Annotated in this window: 10 protein-coding genes and 1 pseudogene; 9 read left to right on the top strand and 2 right to left on the bottom strand. The window is 39.6% G+C overall.

Annotation, left to right across the window (positions count from 1 at the left end):
• Positions 1-53: 53 nt before the first annotated feature.
• Together BN3283_RS11025 and BN3283_RS11020 are read right to left on the bottom strand one after the other, a co-directional pair.
• Positions 54-782, bottom strand: a complete 729-nt coding sequence (locus BN3283_RS11025; RefSeq protein ID WP_059026673.1) for a response regulator transcription factor — start codon at positions 780-782, stop codon at positions 54-56.
• A 302-nt stretch (positions 783-1084) separates the two neighbouring features.
• The gene (locus BN3283_RS11020; protein WP_082667100.1) at positions 1085-1720 is read right to left on the bottom strand and encodes a GNAT family N-acetyltransferase; all 636 of its coding nucleotides are present in this window, start codon (positions 1718-1720) and stop codon (positions 1085-1087) included.
• A gap of 212 nt (positions 1721-1932) precedes the next feature.
• On the opposite strand from BN3283_RS11020, the gene BN3283_RS11015 reads away from it, so the two are divergent.
• From BN3283_RS11015 to BN3283_RS10980, 9 genes and pseudogenes are all read left to right on the top strand, one after another.
• Positions 1933-2187, top strand: coding sequence for a hypothetical protein (locus BN3283_RS11015; RefSeq protein ID WP_059026671.1), 255 nt, complete (start codon positions 1933-1935; stop codon positions 2185-2187).
• 331 nt (positions 2188-2518) lie between these two features.
• A complete protein-coding gene (locus BN3283_RS11010) occupies positions 2519-5890 on the top strand; it encodes a SusC/RagA family TonB-linked outer membrane protein (protein WP_286137649.1) in 3372 nt (1123 codons plus the stop codon).
• Positions 5891-5901: 11 nt separating this feature from the next.
• Positions 5902-7404, top strand: a complete 1503-nt coding sequence (locus BN3283_RS11005) for a RagB/SusD family nutrient uptake outer membrane protein (protein ID WP_059026669.1) — start codon at positions 5902-5904, stop codon at positions 7402-7404.
• A 12-nt stretch (positions 7405-7416) separates the two neighbouring features.
• Positions 7417-8124: a DUF4843 domain-containing protein gene (locus tag BN3283_RS11000; protein WP_059026668.1), complete on the top strand. Its 708-nt coding sequence runs from the start codon at positions 7417-7419 to the stop codon at positions 8122-8124.
• A gap of 12 nt (positions 8125-8136) precedes the next feature.
• Positions 8137-9648: a PKD-like family lipoprotein gene (locus BN3283_RS10995; protein ID WP_059026667.1), complete on the top strand. Its 1512-nt coding sequence runs from the start codon at positions 8137-8139 to the stop codon at positions 9646-9648.
• 465 nt (positions 9649-10113) lie between these two features.
• Positions 10114-10209: pseudogene (locus BN3283_RS14550) on the top strand (DUF4357 domain-containing protein); the annotation flags it as partial.
• 165 nt (positions 10210-10374) lie between these two features.
• Complete coding sequence (locus BN3283_RS10990; protein WP_059026666.1) at positions 10375-11505, top strand: Fic family protein; 1131 nt, start codon at positions 10375-10377, stop codon at positions 11503-11505.
• Positions 11506-11817: 312 nt separating this feature from the next.
• A complete protein-coding gene (locus BN3283_RS10985) occupies positions 11818-13014 on the top strand; it encodes a FecR family protein (RefSeq protein ID WP_082667099.1) in 1197 nt (398 codons plus the stop codon).
• Between the two features lie 116 nt (positions 13015-13130).
• On the top strand, positions 13131-16565 hold the full coding sequence (locus BN3283_RS10980; RefSeq protein WP_082667098.1) for a SusC/RagA family TonB-linked outer membrane protein: 3435 nt from the start codon (positions 13131-13133) through the stop codon (positions 16563-16565).
• The last annotated feature ends 11 nt before the right edge of the window (positions 16566-16576 follow it).

The following is a 16576-nucleotide window of genomic DNA, read 5'->3' as shown; positions in this document are numbered from 1 at the left end:
AGCTTTTTGAGGCAAAATTAAGCTGTTGCCAAGAGTGAAAAAATACTGATTTATCAGTATTCGATCAGCCCGAGAGATAACCCGTATCGCACAGCTTCGTGTGAATTGTCCACATGCAGCTTTTCAAGTATATGTTGACGATAGGTATTGACGGTATGGACGCTTATGTGTAGCTGATCCGATATTTCCTTACTCAATTTGCCTTGAGCGATAAGATTCAATATCTCCAATTCGCGTTTCGTCAATATCGATTCGTTTTTATAATATTTGGTCAACGGAGAAAATACCTCTCCCGTAGCGGTATTGATGATTTGGGAGTTGACCGTAAATGGCGGCATCTGATTGGGTGAAATCTCCAAAATACACAAGGTCAACCAGATATTTCCTATTTGGTCGGTTTCCAAAACCTGTAATGATTCGGTTACACGTCGGAACTTGTCTCCTATTTTAGCTCTGTATTCCCGTATTGTTTTCATGTGTGCGAAGTTTTTATTTCCTTGAAACACATGTTTAAGGGCAGCTATCGCATTTTTCAATACATCGGCCAAGTCATCAGGATGAACTTTCATCTCTCCATTTCCGAACAGTCGCCTGTGGTATTCCGACACGTATGCATGTTCGAAACGGTAATTGTCATAGATCGTGACGGCGGAGCTCTGCAATTCGTTCGATTGTGAGAATATCTCGATATGCCGTCGTAATAAATCGTAATTAAGAGACTGTCCGTTAGGTTGTTGAGAGAATATCAGCCTTCTGTACTCTTTACTTAAATCCTTTATCATAAACTATTTCTAAAGCTATAATGTTGGTTGGTAAAGATACTAAATTCTCCGCTAATGTATATCTGTATTTAATATATTGTTGTAATTCAGTGTGTTGCATTGTCTTTTTTATCGCGATTAGAGAAGAGTCGGTATTAGTCGTGTTTCTCATTGTAGTCGAATGTTTGTTAAAAGCTTATTGCAATATTGCCGTGAGGTTCAAGTGAGGAAATTCGTAAGCTCATTTAAAAAGTTGTTTTGCTTTGGGGGCAAAAGTGACAGTTGCGAATCCGGGGCTTTAAGGTCGTTCCTTCTGAAAACGGTTATGTCAATTTTTTTTCCATCAGGTTACCGGTATATTCGCCGTCGATAACCGCTCCCACGTGTCGGAACCCGAGACTTTCGTACCACCTGTTCAATGCTTTGTTTCCCGCACTGCAATCAAGTCGCAGGAACTTCTTGCCATTTAACCGACATAGGTTTTCAATCTCCTCAAGCATTCTCTTTCCGGCTCCTTTCGCATCGATTGCTGCTACAAGATTATGTACGTAATAGGCGGAAGAGGTGATGACGTCCCAACGTCCGTCCTTTTCCAACAATACCGCTCCTGCCACTACCTTGCCGCTCATCTTTTGGTACAGAACATACAATCGTCCTGCCTGTACGGCGTCGACGTAATATTCCTCCGGGTAATGCTCGCGGTAATGGCTGTTGTTCCACTGATCTATACCGTTGGCATCCATCCATGCGATGCGTTCGTCAATCAATCTCATCATTTGAGCGACGTCGGTTTCCGAACCTTCTTTGAATTCATGGTCTTCGTACATAGATATATCACAAATATTGTTTATGCGAATATTGCGGTCGGGGAATATTCCGTATCGTTTCTCGTTTTGCGCCAAGGTATAAAACATATCTCGAAGGTTTACCAATAGAGATACTTTGAATTTGTTTGCCATCGCTCCGTCTAAGCTAAATAAGATAAATATTGCTTCTATGTTGTTTTTTGAAAACAGTCGATATAGCACTTTTACCCCGTCCCCAAGTGCTATTGAAATGTTAAAAATGAAAATAATAGAGAGAGCGAGTCATCCTTTTGAGTTTTTTAGTCGTTCTGTAAATGAAGGATAGAAATTTTATGTTAAAACCTAAAGATTATTAAATATCCCGTTTGATTGTCAAATGGTTTGTTTACGGACTTTCCCCAAAGGAGGAGGAGAAGTCGGAACGGGATAAATACATGGAGGGGCGGATATTGAAAAAAATGGGGGGTGAGCAAAAGGTATCTCCTTTAAAAAAAACGGAAATTGGATTTGAAGATCGGGATCGCCGCTTTGATTATTTTGTGTTTTGGTATTCGTGTGGGAACATCCAAGACGGTTTTAACCACATTCAAAAGAAAACAGATCGGATTGCAGGATGGTAATGTTCGACAGATGGTTTTAAATATTTGATTCATCTGGATTTACAAGGGATAGAATACGTCCGAGGAATTGAAACGGTATCAAGATATCCCGGAAGGCTTACGAATACGGGAGAATCAGTAAAGATCTCTTTGAAGTTCAATAAAAATAACGTGGTGACACAGAATAGCAGAATTTTAGTGTTATGTAAAAAGCAGAAAATACTGGTCCTATTTTCTGCTTGAAGATTGAGTTTAGATAATGATTAACAAATCGATTATTAATTATTAAGCATGTAAAAGTATGAAAAAAAGCGGAATCAGGGTCTTTGATGAGAATCAAAGATTGCTAAAAATGCGATTTATTTTTAAACGCTGCGTTCTTTTTCTGTTCATGTCGTTCTTTTTTCTGCAGGTTGATGCAGCCCAGCGGATCATAAAATTGACCATGAACATGAGAGACGTTACCATCGATGAAATTATCACGAACATGAGTGAAGAGACGAGCTATCGTTTCTTGTATCAGGTAGAAGAGGTTCTGAAATACGGCAAAAGAGACCTCAATGTAAAAAACGCGGCTTTGGAAGAAGTTTTAAATCAGCTGTTGAAAGGAACTTCCCTTTCTTATGAAATCCAAAATGATGTTGTGATCATTACTCCTGTTAAAGAGGAGAAGAAAGAGGATAAGAAAAGAGTAATCAAAGGAAAAGTGATCGATATTCAAAAAGTACCCCTTCCGGGCGTGACGGTTGTGATTAAAGGTACGACTTTAGGCGTTTCGACGGATCTCGACGGAAAATTTACCATCGAAATTCCCAAACAGGACACGACCATCCTTGTATTCACTTTTATCGGGATGGAAAAGGTGGAACATCGTCTTAGCAAGGACCCGAAAGACGACGAGAAAGAGTTGGTCATCACGATGAAAGAGGAGGTAAAAGAGGTGGACGAGGTGGTGGTCACCGGGTACGCGAATATTAAAAAGGAGAGTTTTACGGGTAATGCTGTTTCGGTGAAAAGAGATGATTTGTTAAAAGTTTCTCAGACGAATATAATCTCGGCTTTACAGACATTCGATCCTTCTTTGCGTATCGCCGTAAATAATAAATTTGGTTCGGACCCCAATGCGGTACCAGAACTTTATATTCGGGGTAGATCCGGAATGGGAATTAAGGAGTTAGATCAAGAAGGACTTGATAATGTTTCGCTAAAGAGATCTTCTTTGGAAAACAATCCTAATTTACCGACTTTTATCATGGATGGATTTGAGGTGAGTGTACAAAAAGTATTCGATTTGGATCCGATGCGTATCGAAACGATTACTATATTGAAAGATGCAGCGGCCACCGCAATGTATGGGTCTCGTGCTGCCAATGGCGTAATTGTGATTACCACGGTTGCTCCTAAACCGGGAACGTTGAATGTATCTTACAGTTTGGTCGGAGAAATCGTAATGCCTGATTTGAGTGATTATAATATTGCTAATGCGCGAGAGAAATTGGAGATAGAGCGTTTGGCGGGTTGCTTTGAACCGGATCCTGTGTTGGGTTCTGACGATTGGATAAATAAAGAATCCCGTTATCAGGAAAAAATGCAAAATATTCTTGAAGGGGTCGATACGTATTGGTTAGGAAAGCCTTTAAGAACGGCTTTCGTTCAAAAACATACCCTCTATCTGGAAGGAGGAAACGAGTTGGTGCGCTATGGGGTGGATTTTATGTATTCCGGGAAAGACGGTGTGATGAAAGATTCTTATCGTAATACGATGAATCTCGGGTTTTCCCTTGATTTTCGATTGAAGAACAAGCTACAGATAAGAAATCAGATTTCGTATGGATTCATGAAAAATCAGGAGTCTCCTTATGGCGATTTTTCGATGTATACCACCGCTCTTCCTTACAATAAATTTAAGGATGAGAATGGTAATTATTTGAAACATTTGGAGGGATGGGGTTCTGGGATCGATAACCTTAATCCGTTATATGAAGCCAGCCTGCATAATCATCATCGTTCTCAATATGATGAATTTACAGACAATTTTATGATTAATTGGTATATAACGGAGTATTTCCAGCTAAAAGGACAATTCAGTGTTCAAAAGCAATATGAAAAGACGGATCGTTTTGTCGATCCTAATTCGACATTGGTAAGTACGGAACCGACGAGTGAGAATCAGTTGGCCGGAGATTTATATCTTACCCAAAATGAAGCTTGGGGATGGGAGGCTAAATTTTCTTTAGCATACAATAGAAGTATTGGACATCATAATGTAAATATAGATCTTGGCGTGGATGCGCGCTCTAATATGTCGCAGTATTTGAAATTGCAATACAGAGGATTTCCGTCCGGTTTGTTGAGCTCTCCTAATTATGCGGCTGAAGTTGTAGGTAAACCGGCGAAAACGGAAAGTAATAAAAGAATGGCCAGTGCTCGGGGGCAACTGAATTATTCCTATAATAATATTTACTTGCTCGACCTCTCTTTCCGTTTTGACGGCTCTTCCGAATATGGAACGAAGAAAAAAGTGGCTCCATTCGGTGCTTTCGGGATTGGATTAAACATCCATAATTATGCATTTATGAAAGATAACAATTTATTCAACACCTTGAGAATAGCTGCTTCTTACGGTTTGACTGGTAAGGGAAATTTTCCCGCCTATAGTGCCGTTACGATGTATCAATCCATGACGGACGATTGGTTCATAACGGGTTATGGTGTTAAATTGAAATATTTGGGAAATCCTAATTTGAAATGGGAAAGAACCGGTAAGTTAGATTCAAGAATAGAGGTTGGTTTGAAAAACGGACTTTTGGAATTCAAATTCGGTTATTATAACGAACGGACTCTTGATTTGATAACGGATGTGACCTTGCCGACCTCCTCCGGTTTTTCCGTGTATAAGGATAATATGGGAGAAGTCGAGAACGTGGGGTATGAATTGGATATCCGATCCAATATAATCAGGCGTAAAGATTGGGATTTTTCCGTGTATGCCAATATGTCTCATAACGAGAACAGAATGCTGAAGATTTCGGATGCTTTAAAACGTTATAATGATCGTATTGATGCCTCGTATGACGAGTTAGATTCAAAACGTGATAATTCAAGGGCTTACACGAAGTATAAAGAGGGTATTTCACAAACGGCGATTTTCGGGATGAAATCATTGGGAATCGATCCTGCAACCGGAGACGAACTATTACTTAATTCCGATGGAACGGTTACTCATGAATGGGATCCTAAAGAACAGGTTGTAATAGGTGATCCCGAACCTAAAATCAGAGGTTCTTTCGGTTTTAATTTACGTTGGAAAGACCTGACGTTATTCACGTCGTTTATGTATGAATACGGGGGACAAGAATATAATTATACTTTAGTGAATGATGTTGAGAATGCGAATATCCGGTATGCTAACGTGGATAAACGGGTGGCGACCATGAGATGGCAAAAGCCGGGCGACATTGCTCCATTAAAGAATATTGCCAAGAGCGAATCGACGACCCGTCCCTCTTCTCGGTTTATCCAAGACAATCATTTTATTGATTTGTCCGCGATAACGTTATCTTATGACTTTAGGACGGAGTGGTTGAAGAAATGGGGTCTCGGTATGTTACGTATAGAAACGAGCGCTTCCGATATTGCAAGATTTTCCACGATCCGTCAAGAAAGAGGTACGAGTTATCCGTTTGCAAGAAGTATAAATTTTTCTTTACGAGCAACTTTTTAGAAATCAGGAATATGAAAAAATATAAATTATTATTTTTAGTTGTTTTTGCCATTTTTACATCCGCGTGTAACGAATGGTTGACGGTGAATCCTGAAGAGGAGATCAGTGAAGATCTCTTGTTTGAAAACGGAGAAGGTTTCCGGAATGCTTTAAATGGCGTTTATAGAACGATAGGTTCTTCTAATCTTTACGGAAGGGAGTTATCCTATGGTTTGATTGCTTATTTGGCACAGGAATTTGATGGAACAAAAACATATATTCATGCTTATAGGACGGCCGTCGGGTACGAGTATAAATATGATCGGTTGCAAACGGTAGTGGATGCTATTTGGGTAAATGCTTACAATGCTATTGCTAATTGTAATAATATCATTGCCAATATTCAGCAAACGGATTCCATGAAGTTTTATAAACGTTCTTTGGAAAAGGCATTGATTCATGGGGAAGCGTTAGGATTAAGGGCCATGCTGCATTTTGATTTGTTGAGAATGTTTGCTGCTTCTCCCGTGGATAACAGCGGTGCTAAATGGATTCCGTATGTGGATGTTTACCCGGTAATGTTTCCTCCGAAATTAACGATGAAGGAGACTTTTGAGCGAATCGTTAAGGATCTGAAAGAAGCACGTGAATTAGTTGCTAATTACGATACTTTATATATGCCGAGTAGTGTGGGATACAGGCTGGAATATATGGGAGGAAATTCGAATGACGATCGTTTTTTCGGCCATCGAGGATATCGGTTAAACTATTATGCGATCACGGCTTTATTGGCTCGGGTTTATCTTTATGCCGGAAATCTGGATGAAGCTTATAATGAGGCTTATCGTTTGTTGAAGACGGATAAAGGGTCTACCCGTTTTAAATTTACCAGTTCGTCATACGACATGAAGAACGGGAAAATCAAACTATATGACGATGTGATATATGCAGGTTATAATGCGAAATTGGGGGATATCGAGAGACAGGTCAATGAGTCGGGAAGCGGTAACTACTCGACTCGATTGGCTTTACAGCCCGATGGGGCCAATGTTATATTTAAGAACGAAGTTGGAGATTATCGTTATCGTTATCAAATAGAAGTTCCTGTAGACGAGCATGGTGAGCCTTTGAAGAATGGAGATCGGGTTTTGATAAAATACCGGGAGCAAAGCAGTGATAAATCCAAAGGAAAATATAATACGAAGATGATTCCGATGTTGCGTTTAAGTGAGATGTACTATATTTTGGCAGAAACAATGTATAAGAAAGCCGCATCCGATGCTGAAAAACAAAAAGCATGGTCTTATCTGGAATACATCCGTAACGTTCGGGGACTTTCATCGACACCTCCGACGCCGACAGAATCTAGTTTTATGGATTTGTTATATAATGAGATGCAACGAGAATTTTTGGGTGACGGTCAAATGTTTTTTCAGTTTAAACGGTTAAAACGTCCGATACCACTGAAAGACGGGGCCGAGTTAAATTTAGGTACCAATTTTATTGTGCCGATACCGGATAGTGAAAACATTTAAGAATTTGAGATTATGAAAATGTATATCGTTTTATTTTGTGTATTTGCTTGTTTTTTTTCATGTAGCTATGAAAAATTAACTGAATACAATGAGGATGAGTCCTATATTTATTTCTCTAAGAGTATAGAGAGCGACAGTATTATGCTTTCGTTTTTCTTTCACGCGGGAGATCAGGTGAAACTTCCGTTTGAAATGAGTGTTTCCGGTCTCGTGCCAAAACAGGATATTATCTATACTGTTTCAGCTTACGGTAAGGGGACGGATGCAGATCCTAAATTATATGATATTCCTCAATCTTTTACGTTTCGTGCGGGACAGACAAAAGATACGGCTTATATCGTGTTTAATAATGCACCGGAATTGAAAACACAATCCTATCGGTTAACGCTGCAAATTGACGCGGGTAAGGATTATTTATTAGGTCCAAAGGTTAAACGTATGGCCAGAATCTGGTTGATGGATAAACCTTCCAGACCGGATTGGTGGGAAGAAGGTGGGCGAGTGGAAATTGCTTTTTTAGGGAAATATTCGGAAAAAAAATACCGGCTTTTTATGGAAGTGACAGGTGTTTCTGATTTAAGTGAAAAAAATTCAAGTCAGAAACGTCTTTTAGCACTTCGTTTTAAAAAGTATTTAAAGGAGGAAGAAAAAGCGGGAAGACCTGTAATGGATGAAGAGAATAATGAAAAAATGACGGTGACCGTAATGACCGGACTTTAAAATAATGAAGTTATGAAAAAAATCAATTTTATAGTGTTGTTTGTAATCGGTTTGTTGTCTTTAAGTTGTTTTGACGACAAAGGAAATTATGACTATATCAAACTAAATGAGATTAGTTGGGATAAAAGAATTGCGGACGAAACGGCGGATGTCGGTGATAAGGTGATTGTAAAGAAGCCGAAACTGAAGTTTTCATTGGATAGCGTGGACATACAGTTGGGGTATGAATGGAAAATTGATGGGGAGTTGGTATCCACGGACTCTGTATTGGAGTATATTCCGGAAGAGATAGGTACCAAGGCGTGTGCTTTTATTGTCTACGATAAAAGGGTCGGGAGAAAATTTTATAATCGTTTTTCTATAAAAGTGCAATCCCGGTATAAAAAGGGGTGGTTGATTTTGGCTGAAAATAATGGGGTTTCGGAATTGACATTATTACGAACAGAAGAAAAAAGCGGGTATTGGGAAGGGAAAAACGATACGATGATCGTAAAGTCCATAGAGCGTGATGTTTATAAAACATTAACAGGTAGTTCGTTAGATGGGAATCCCGTGAAATTGCATCAATATAAGGCACAAGATGATTTTCAAGGTCAATTATTGGTTATGCAAAATGGGGGAAAAGGCTCTGTCGAGCTGGATAACGTAACCATGGAGCGTGTGATGTATTTGCAGGATGAGTTTTTAGATCGGGATCTGCCTGTAAATTTTGAAATGAAAGAAGCCGGATTTTATCCGTGGAACAGTTATGTTTTGTCTAACGACGGGTACCTGTATTCAAGAAAGAATGAAGATAACTATGAGCATTTCACTGCATTCTTTATCAAGGAGCCTTATTTGGCGGGACGGAAAATACAAAAATTAATCCCGATAAATATATTCACGTACCGTTTCTTTTTATTATTCTCTGAAGATGGAAATTATTTAGCTATCGAAGAAGATTCGTATTCGGAAAGTACCTCCGGGCGTTCGTTGGTATTTCAATATGACAACAAAGAGTTTGCAGAGGATTTTGTCAATTTAGAGGGGGAAATGGTTGCCGCCATATCTCAAGAAGGTGATAAAGGGACTGTTGTAACAACGGTTTTTAATAGAAATGGGGTGTATTATATTCATGACTTTTCGATAAAGAAAGAAAACAGAAAAGCTATTGTGACGGTTTCCCGTTCCTCTTTACGTCCCTTGGGAATAACGAACTTGTCTTGTACCGGAGGTTTTAAAAAGTATAATGAATATATTTTCTTTAACGGGGGAGATGCACAGGATAAATTATATTGGCATAGACCGTTAACGGGGGAGACCGGACTTTACTATGATTTTAAAGGTAAAAAAATTATGGCGATCGACTGTTGGGAAGATTGGAAACCGAAACCGGGTCCTTTGGTGGGAGTCGTTACGGCTGATGGACAATTCCATCTGTTCGAATTTGACCGGCTAAATTTGAATTCTCCTAAAGTTACCGCGAATACGGAGTGGAGGGTAGAAGGAATGCCGGTAGATTTACTGTATAAGGGTGATTTATAGAATATGCTGTTTTAGTGTTTCGATAAATAGTCGGAAGGAGTTTTCTCCTTCCGACTATTTTTTGTCACGCGTGGATAATAAGTCGTTCATCGCAAAATGTATGAAAAGATTATGAATTTATTCTTGTCGGTTTTCCGGCGCTTTTGTAATCTTGAGATCGTGGGTGAAATGTTAAATAGCACTTGGGGACGGGGTAAAAGTGCTATTTACGACTTCGTATTGGTCGATAACGAATGCAGAAGGAGCGCATCATAAAAGCATTAAAATAGACAGATGAATATATGGACGAAGAACGGAAAAGGATAAGGTGGTAGAATAAACGTCCCGTTTTTTACATAAATAACGGGATGTTTTTTGTATCTTTACATCTGCATACAAGATAAAATATGAAAATAGCAGAACAGATAAAACATCAGATTGGGACGTTTTCAGAGGACTTTATATTTTCTGCATCGGATTTAAATCATGGGTAAAACGGGAACGGCATTTCTAATCGATGGTGATCCGAAAAGTACTCAATACGCATTTATAAGCAATAAAATTTGCCGGACGTTTATTGTGAGTGCTTATCATAGGATATTCTCGTGGAAATTCGGACAAAACATTACTCGATACGTTTTTTGAACATAAAAATTGTGTATCGATCAAGCTGTTTTGCGAATTGCTTCCTCGGAATCCTCCACAACAAAAGATCAGCGATCAATAGAACTATATAGACAAATTGATATGACTAATTTCGACGAATATATCCGTCAGAGTGAACCGCAGAAACGAGAAAAAGGCTATGCGTGGCAGACAGCTATTGGTTTACAGGCAGTAGATGGCTTAAAGCCCTCTGAATATCTTATTAATACGGCTCGTAGACACATCGAGGGGGATATAACTATTGATGAAGTGCAGGAACTTATCAAGAGTTACTATGAGTCAAAAGATATTCAAACTGAAAAGGATAATGGAACAGAAGAAGCGGATAAGGTTTCTACCAACATAACTAAGTTACTTAATGAACGATCTTTTGCTTTTAACATAGCCGGACTAACTGCTGTACATCGGCGCATATTCGACGATGTGTTCGAATTTGCAGGACAAATTCGCAATTATAATATAACGAAAAAGGAATGGGTACTTCGTGGAGATACTATATTGTACGTATCTGCTCCCGACATTCGAAGGGCTATTGAATATGACTTTGAACAAGAAAGAGCCTTTGACTATACAGGATTAAACATCAGCCAAATAGTTAGACATATAACCAATTTCGTATCAGGCTTATGGCAGATACATCCGTTTGGAGAGGGCAATACACGTACAACTGCTGTATTTACCATTCAGTATTTACGTTCCATGGGATTTGATGTGGAAAATAACCTTTTTGCCAATCATTCTTGGTATTTCCGTAATGCATTGGTAAGAGCTAACTACCAAAATATTCAGAAAGGTGTAAAACGGGAATCCGAATATCTGGAACGTTTTTTCCGCAATTTGTTAATGGGTGAAAACAATGAGTTGAAGAACCGATATTTGGTCGTTGATACTCTGGAGAACGCAATTGCACTCTCCCCGACAAGTACCCCGACAAGTACCGAAGATGCATGGCATACGGACAATGAAAATATCATTCGCCTGATTAAGGCTCTTTCCGGCAATCGCCTGTCTGTAAAAGAACTGATGCTGGCTATAGGATTAAAAAATCGTGAAAACTTTATGGAATACTCACTTAATCCTGCCATCAAAGAGGAATTTGTTTGTATGCTCTATCCAGATAAGCCACGACATCCACGGCAGAAATATTTGCTAACGGTTAAAGGCTTGGCAACATTGAACCGTTTGAGCGCAAAATCCGATAACAGCCTCTGAATTCATGGTCTTCGTACATAGATATATCACAAATATTGTTTATGCGAATATTGCGGTCGGGGAATATTCCGTATCGTTTCTCGTTTTGCGCCAAGGTATAAAACATATCTCGAAGGTTTACCAATAGAGATACTTTGAATTTGTTTGCCATCGCTCCGTCTAAGCTAAATTAGATAAATATTGCTTCTATGTTGTTTTTTGAAAACAGTCGATATAGCACTTTTACCCCGTCCCCAAGTGCTATTGAAATGTTAAAAATGAAAATAATAGAGAGAGCGAGTCATCCTTTTGAGTTTCTTAGTCGTTCTGTAAATGAAGGAGAGAAGTTTTATGTTAGAACCTAAAGATTATAAAATATCCCGTTTGATAGCCAAGCAATTTGTTCACGGACTTTCCTCCGGGGAGGAGGAGAGATTGGAGCGTTGGTTGGCTGCTGACCCGGACAATCGGAGATTGTATGACCGGATTATGGATTCGGATAACAAAGCGGAGCGGGATAAGTACGTGGAGGGATTGGATATTGAAAAGGAGTGGAGAGCGCTCGAGCAACAGTTATCTCCTTTTAAAAAGAAAAACCGGAAATTAGGTTGGGGGATCGGGATCGCCGCTTCGATTGCTTTGTTGGTCGGTGTCGGCTTGTGGTTTTTCCAACAACGGGAAGAGATCTTACCGCCTGTCGAATTTACCGGTATTCAGGTAGGAACATCCAAGGCGATTTTGATTACGTCCGGAGGAGAGCAGATCGAATTGCAGGATAGTAATGTCCAGCAGATCGTTTTAAATAACGGTGTCGTGGCCTTAAATACCGGAAAGAGTGTGGCTTTACAGGGAGGAGGACAAGATACGGTAGTGCGGGAGATTCGTTATTCTACGATCCGTATTCCCCGGGGAGGGGAATATAATCTGACTTTGTCCGACGGATCGAGGGTTTATTTGAACTCTGATTCAGAAATACGTTTTCCGGAGTTGTTCGGCGAGGGGAAGCGGGAGGTATTTTTGAAGGGAGAAGCTTTTTTTGTGGTAGCGAAAGATAAAAGTCATCCATTTGTTGTCAACACGCCGAATAAGTTGCAGGTAGAAGTTTTGGGAACGGAATTTAACGTACAGGCTTATGTTGATGAGGAGGATGTCGAGGCGACTTTGAATCAGGGAGCGGTTCGGGTCGTTTTAGGTAATCAGTCCGTGGAATTGCATCCGAATCAGCAAGCTGTTTATAATAAAAAAAGCGGGAAGCTCTCTTCTCGAGAAGTGGATGCAGAAGCCTATTCGGCTTGGAAAGACGGACGTTTCGTGATGAAAAACGAGACCTTGGAATCGATTATGGCCCGATTGAGCAGATGGTATGATATTCGTATTTTCTACATGAATCCGGAAGTGAAAAATTATCATTTCTCCGGAGAGTTGGAACGGTATGAAGATTTTTCGGAAGCTTTACGGATGTTAGAGAAATCGGCGAAGATCTCTTTCGAGGTCAATAAAAACAATGTGGTGGTGCGTAAAAGGATGTAATGGAATTCGAGTAGTAAAAAATAAAAAGCAGAAGATACTGGTCCTATCTTCTGCTTGAAAATTGAGTTTAGATAACGATTAACAAATCGATCATTAATCATTAAGCATGTAAAAGTATGAAAAAAAACGGAATCGGGGTCTTTGATGAGAATCAAAGATTGCTAAAAATGCGATTTATTTTTAAACGTTGCGTTCTTCTTCTGTTCATGTCGGTCTTTTTTCTGCAGGTCAATGCCGGTCAGCAGGTCGTGAAATTGACCATGAATATGAAAGACGCTACCATCGATGAAATCATTACGAACATGAGTAAAGAGACGAGCTATCGTTTCTTGTATCAGGTGGAAGAGGTCCTGAAATACGGCAAAAGAGACCTCAATGTAAAAAATGCGGCTTTGGAAGAAGTTTTAAATCAGCTGTTGAAAGGAACTTCCCTTTCTTATGAAATCCAAAATGATGTTGTGATCATTACTCCTGTTAAAGAGGAGAAGAAAGAGGATAAGAAAAGAGTAATCAAAGGAAAAGTGATCGATATTCAAAAAGTACCCCTTCCGGGCGTGACGGTTGTGATTAAAGGTACGACTTTAGGCGTTTCGACGGATCTCGACGGAAAATTTACCATCGAAATTCCCAAACAGGACACGACCATCCTTGTATTCACTTTTATCGGGATGGAAAAGGTGGAACATCGTCTTAGCAAGGACCCGAAAGACGACGAGAAAGAGTTGGTCATCACGATGAAAGAGGAGGTAAAAGAGGTGGACGAGGTGGTGGTCACCGGGTACGCGAATATTAAAAAGGAGAGTTTTACGGGTAGTTCGGTTTCTATCAAGAGAGAAGAGTTATTGAAGGTTTCTAAAACGAATGTAATAAAAGCATTGTCTACTTTCGACCCCTCTTTCCGGATACAACAAAGCAATCAATGGGGTTCCGACCCGAATGCCGTTCCGGAAATGTATATCCGGGGACGTTCCGGTATCGGGGTAAAGGATTTGGATAAGGATGCGTTGTCCAAATCTTCGTTGAAAAACAATCCGAATCTTCCGGTATTTATTATGGATGGATTCGAGGTGAGCGTACAGAAGGTATACGATATGGACCCGATGCGGATAGAGAATGTACAGATCCTAAAAGATGCTTCTGCAACGGCCATGTACGGATCCCGGGCCGCTAACGGAGTCGTGGTGATTACCACGGTTGCTCCCAAGCCGGGAGAGGTGGTGATTTCTTATAGTTTGACAGGAGAAGTTTCAATGCCAGATCTTACGGATTATAATTTGGCAAATGCGGCAGAAAAATTGGAAATAGAAATGAAATCCGGTTTGTTTGATCCGAATATTGCTTTCCAAGGAACCTGGATGCAGGCTATGAATGCCTATAATGAACGTTTGGTACGTGTAAAAGAGGGTGTTACTACGGATTGGTTGGCTTTACCTTTACGTAATGCTTTTAAACATAAACACACCTTGTCTGTTGAAGGTGGTAACAAGGATTTGCGTTATGGACTCGATGTCAGTTATAAAAACGATAATGGAGTGATGAAAGACTCTTATCGGGATAATTTAGATCTCGGTTTTCATGTGGATTATCGAATTGGGAATTGGTTGCAGGTTGTTAATTATATAGAATATACCTATACGGATGCCCAAGATTCTCCCTATGGTGATTTTAGTGATTATGCTCATTTGCAACCGTATGACCGTCCTTATGACAAACAAGGTAATCTTATTCAAAAATTAGAATTTTCTAAAAAAAGAGATAATACGAATTACGGAAAGAATAATCCTTTATATGAAGCCTTGTTAAATAATTTCCAGTACGATAAATCGGATACTTTTATCGAACGTTTGATGGCTCAGGTTTACATTACGGACTATTTTCATTTGAAAGGTCAGTTCGCTATAACAAAATTTATGTCTAAAAATGAGCGTTTTATAGATCCGAAATCTTCCAAAATAACCTCAACAGAGTATATGGGTGATTTGTATATTACCAAAGGAGACGAAACCAAATGGGATGCTCAGATAGGAGCTTATTTTACAAAAGTATTTGGAAATGCACATGCTTTAAATGCTTCTTTGGTAATGAATGCAACGAATACCAAAACAGAGAGTACTTCGTCTCACTATCGGGGTTTTCCGTCCGGAGAATATCACTCTCCGAATTTTGCCGCGGAAGTTTATAATAAACCTTCGAAATCTGAAAACCTAACTCGCTTGGTCGGTTTTCTTTTGTTAGCCAACTACACTTGGAATGATATCTATTTAGCGGATCTTTCCGTCCGTTTCGATGGCTCTTCCGAATTCGGATTGGATCAGAAATGGGCGCCTTTCTGGTCCGGAGGTTTGGGAATCAATGTTCATAATTACAGTTTTTTAAAGAACAATGAAGTAATAACCCGTTTAAAGTTAAGAGGTTCTTACGGGCAAACCGGAAAAACCAACTTTGCCCCTTACAATGCAAAGACTATTTATAAGACTTTTGACCGTTGGTATATATCCGGGTTCGGAGTTGGTTTACGGGCTTTGGGTAATAAGGACTTAAAGTGGGAAACGACGAATAAGATGAATATCGGTACGGATTTAGGTTTTTGGGGTGATCGTATAGTTTTAAATTTTGATTATTATCATGATAAAACCGTGGATTTGATCACGGATGTTACTTTACCTGGCTCTTCTGGTTTTCCTTCTTATAAAAGTAATTTAGGAGAGACTTTGAATGAGGGTTTTGATATCAGGGCTCAGTTTGATATTATAAAAAGTAAAGATTGGTATCTGAATATTTGGGGAAATTTAACTCATAATAAGAACAAGATATTGAAGGTTTCCGATGCTTTAAAACAGTATAATAGTCAGGTTGATGATTATTATGCCGATGCGGAGGTGAGTCAGCAATTGGTTCCGTGGTGGGATAAGACAATGGAAGAATATGCCAAGCCATTGATGAAATACGAAGAAGGAGCTTCTTTAACCTCAATTTACGGAGTCCGTTCTTTGGGTATCGATCCGACCACCGGTAAAGAGTTGTATCTCTACAGAAACGGTCAGGTTAGCGGTAAATGGAAATCGTCTCAACAAGTCGTTTTGGGAGATACGGAGCCGGATGCCAGTGGTTCTTTCGGAGTAAATGCTACCTATAAGGGCGTGAGTTTATTCGTCTCTTTTGCTTACGATTGGGGTAAACAGATCTACAATGAAACTTTGGTGAATAGCGTAGAGAATGCGGATATCGAAAACAGTAACGTGGATAAACGAGTGCTGACTCAGCGTTGGGAGAAACCGGGAGATATAGCTCCGTTAAAAGATATTAAAAACAGAGATGCGGTAACACTGCCTACCTCCCGCTTTGTACAGGATGAAAATGTATTATCGTTGAGTACGCTGACCCTCGGTTACGATTTTAATCAGGATTTGTTACGAAAAATCTATTTGAGAACGCTGAATATAGAATTTCAAATGAACGATATTTTCCGTTTGTCCAGTGTGAAACAGGAACGGGGAACCAGCTACCCGTTTGCAAGAAGTATAAATTTCACCTTACGTGCAACTTTTTAGAATTTAGGTAA

Source organism: Gabonibacter massiliensis (assembly GCA_001487125.1).
Taxonomy (GTDB): Bacteria; Bacteroidota; Bacteroidia; order Bacteroidales; family Marinifilaceae; genus Gabonibacter; species Gabonibacter massiliensis.
The sequence above is the reverse complement of the archived record's forward strand: the minus strand, read 5'-3'. Positions and strand labels throughout refer to the sequence as shown.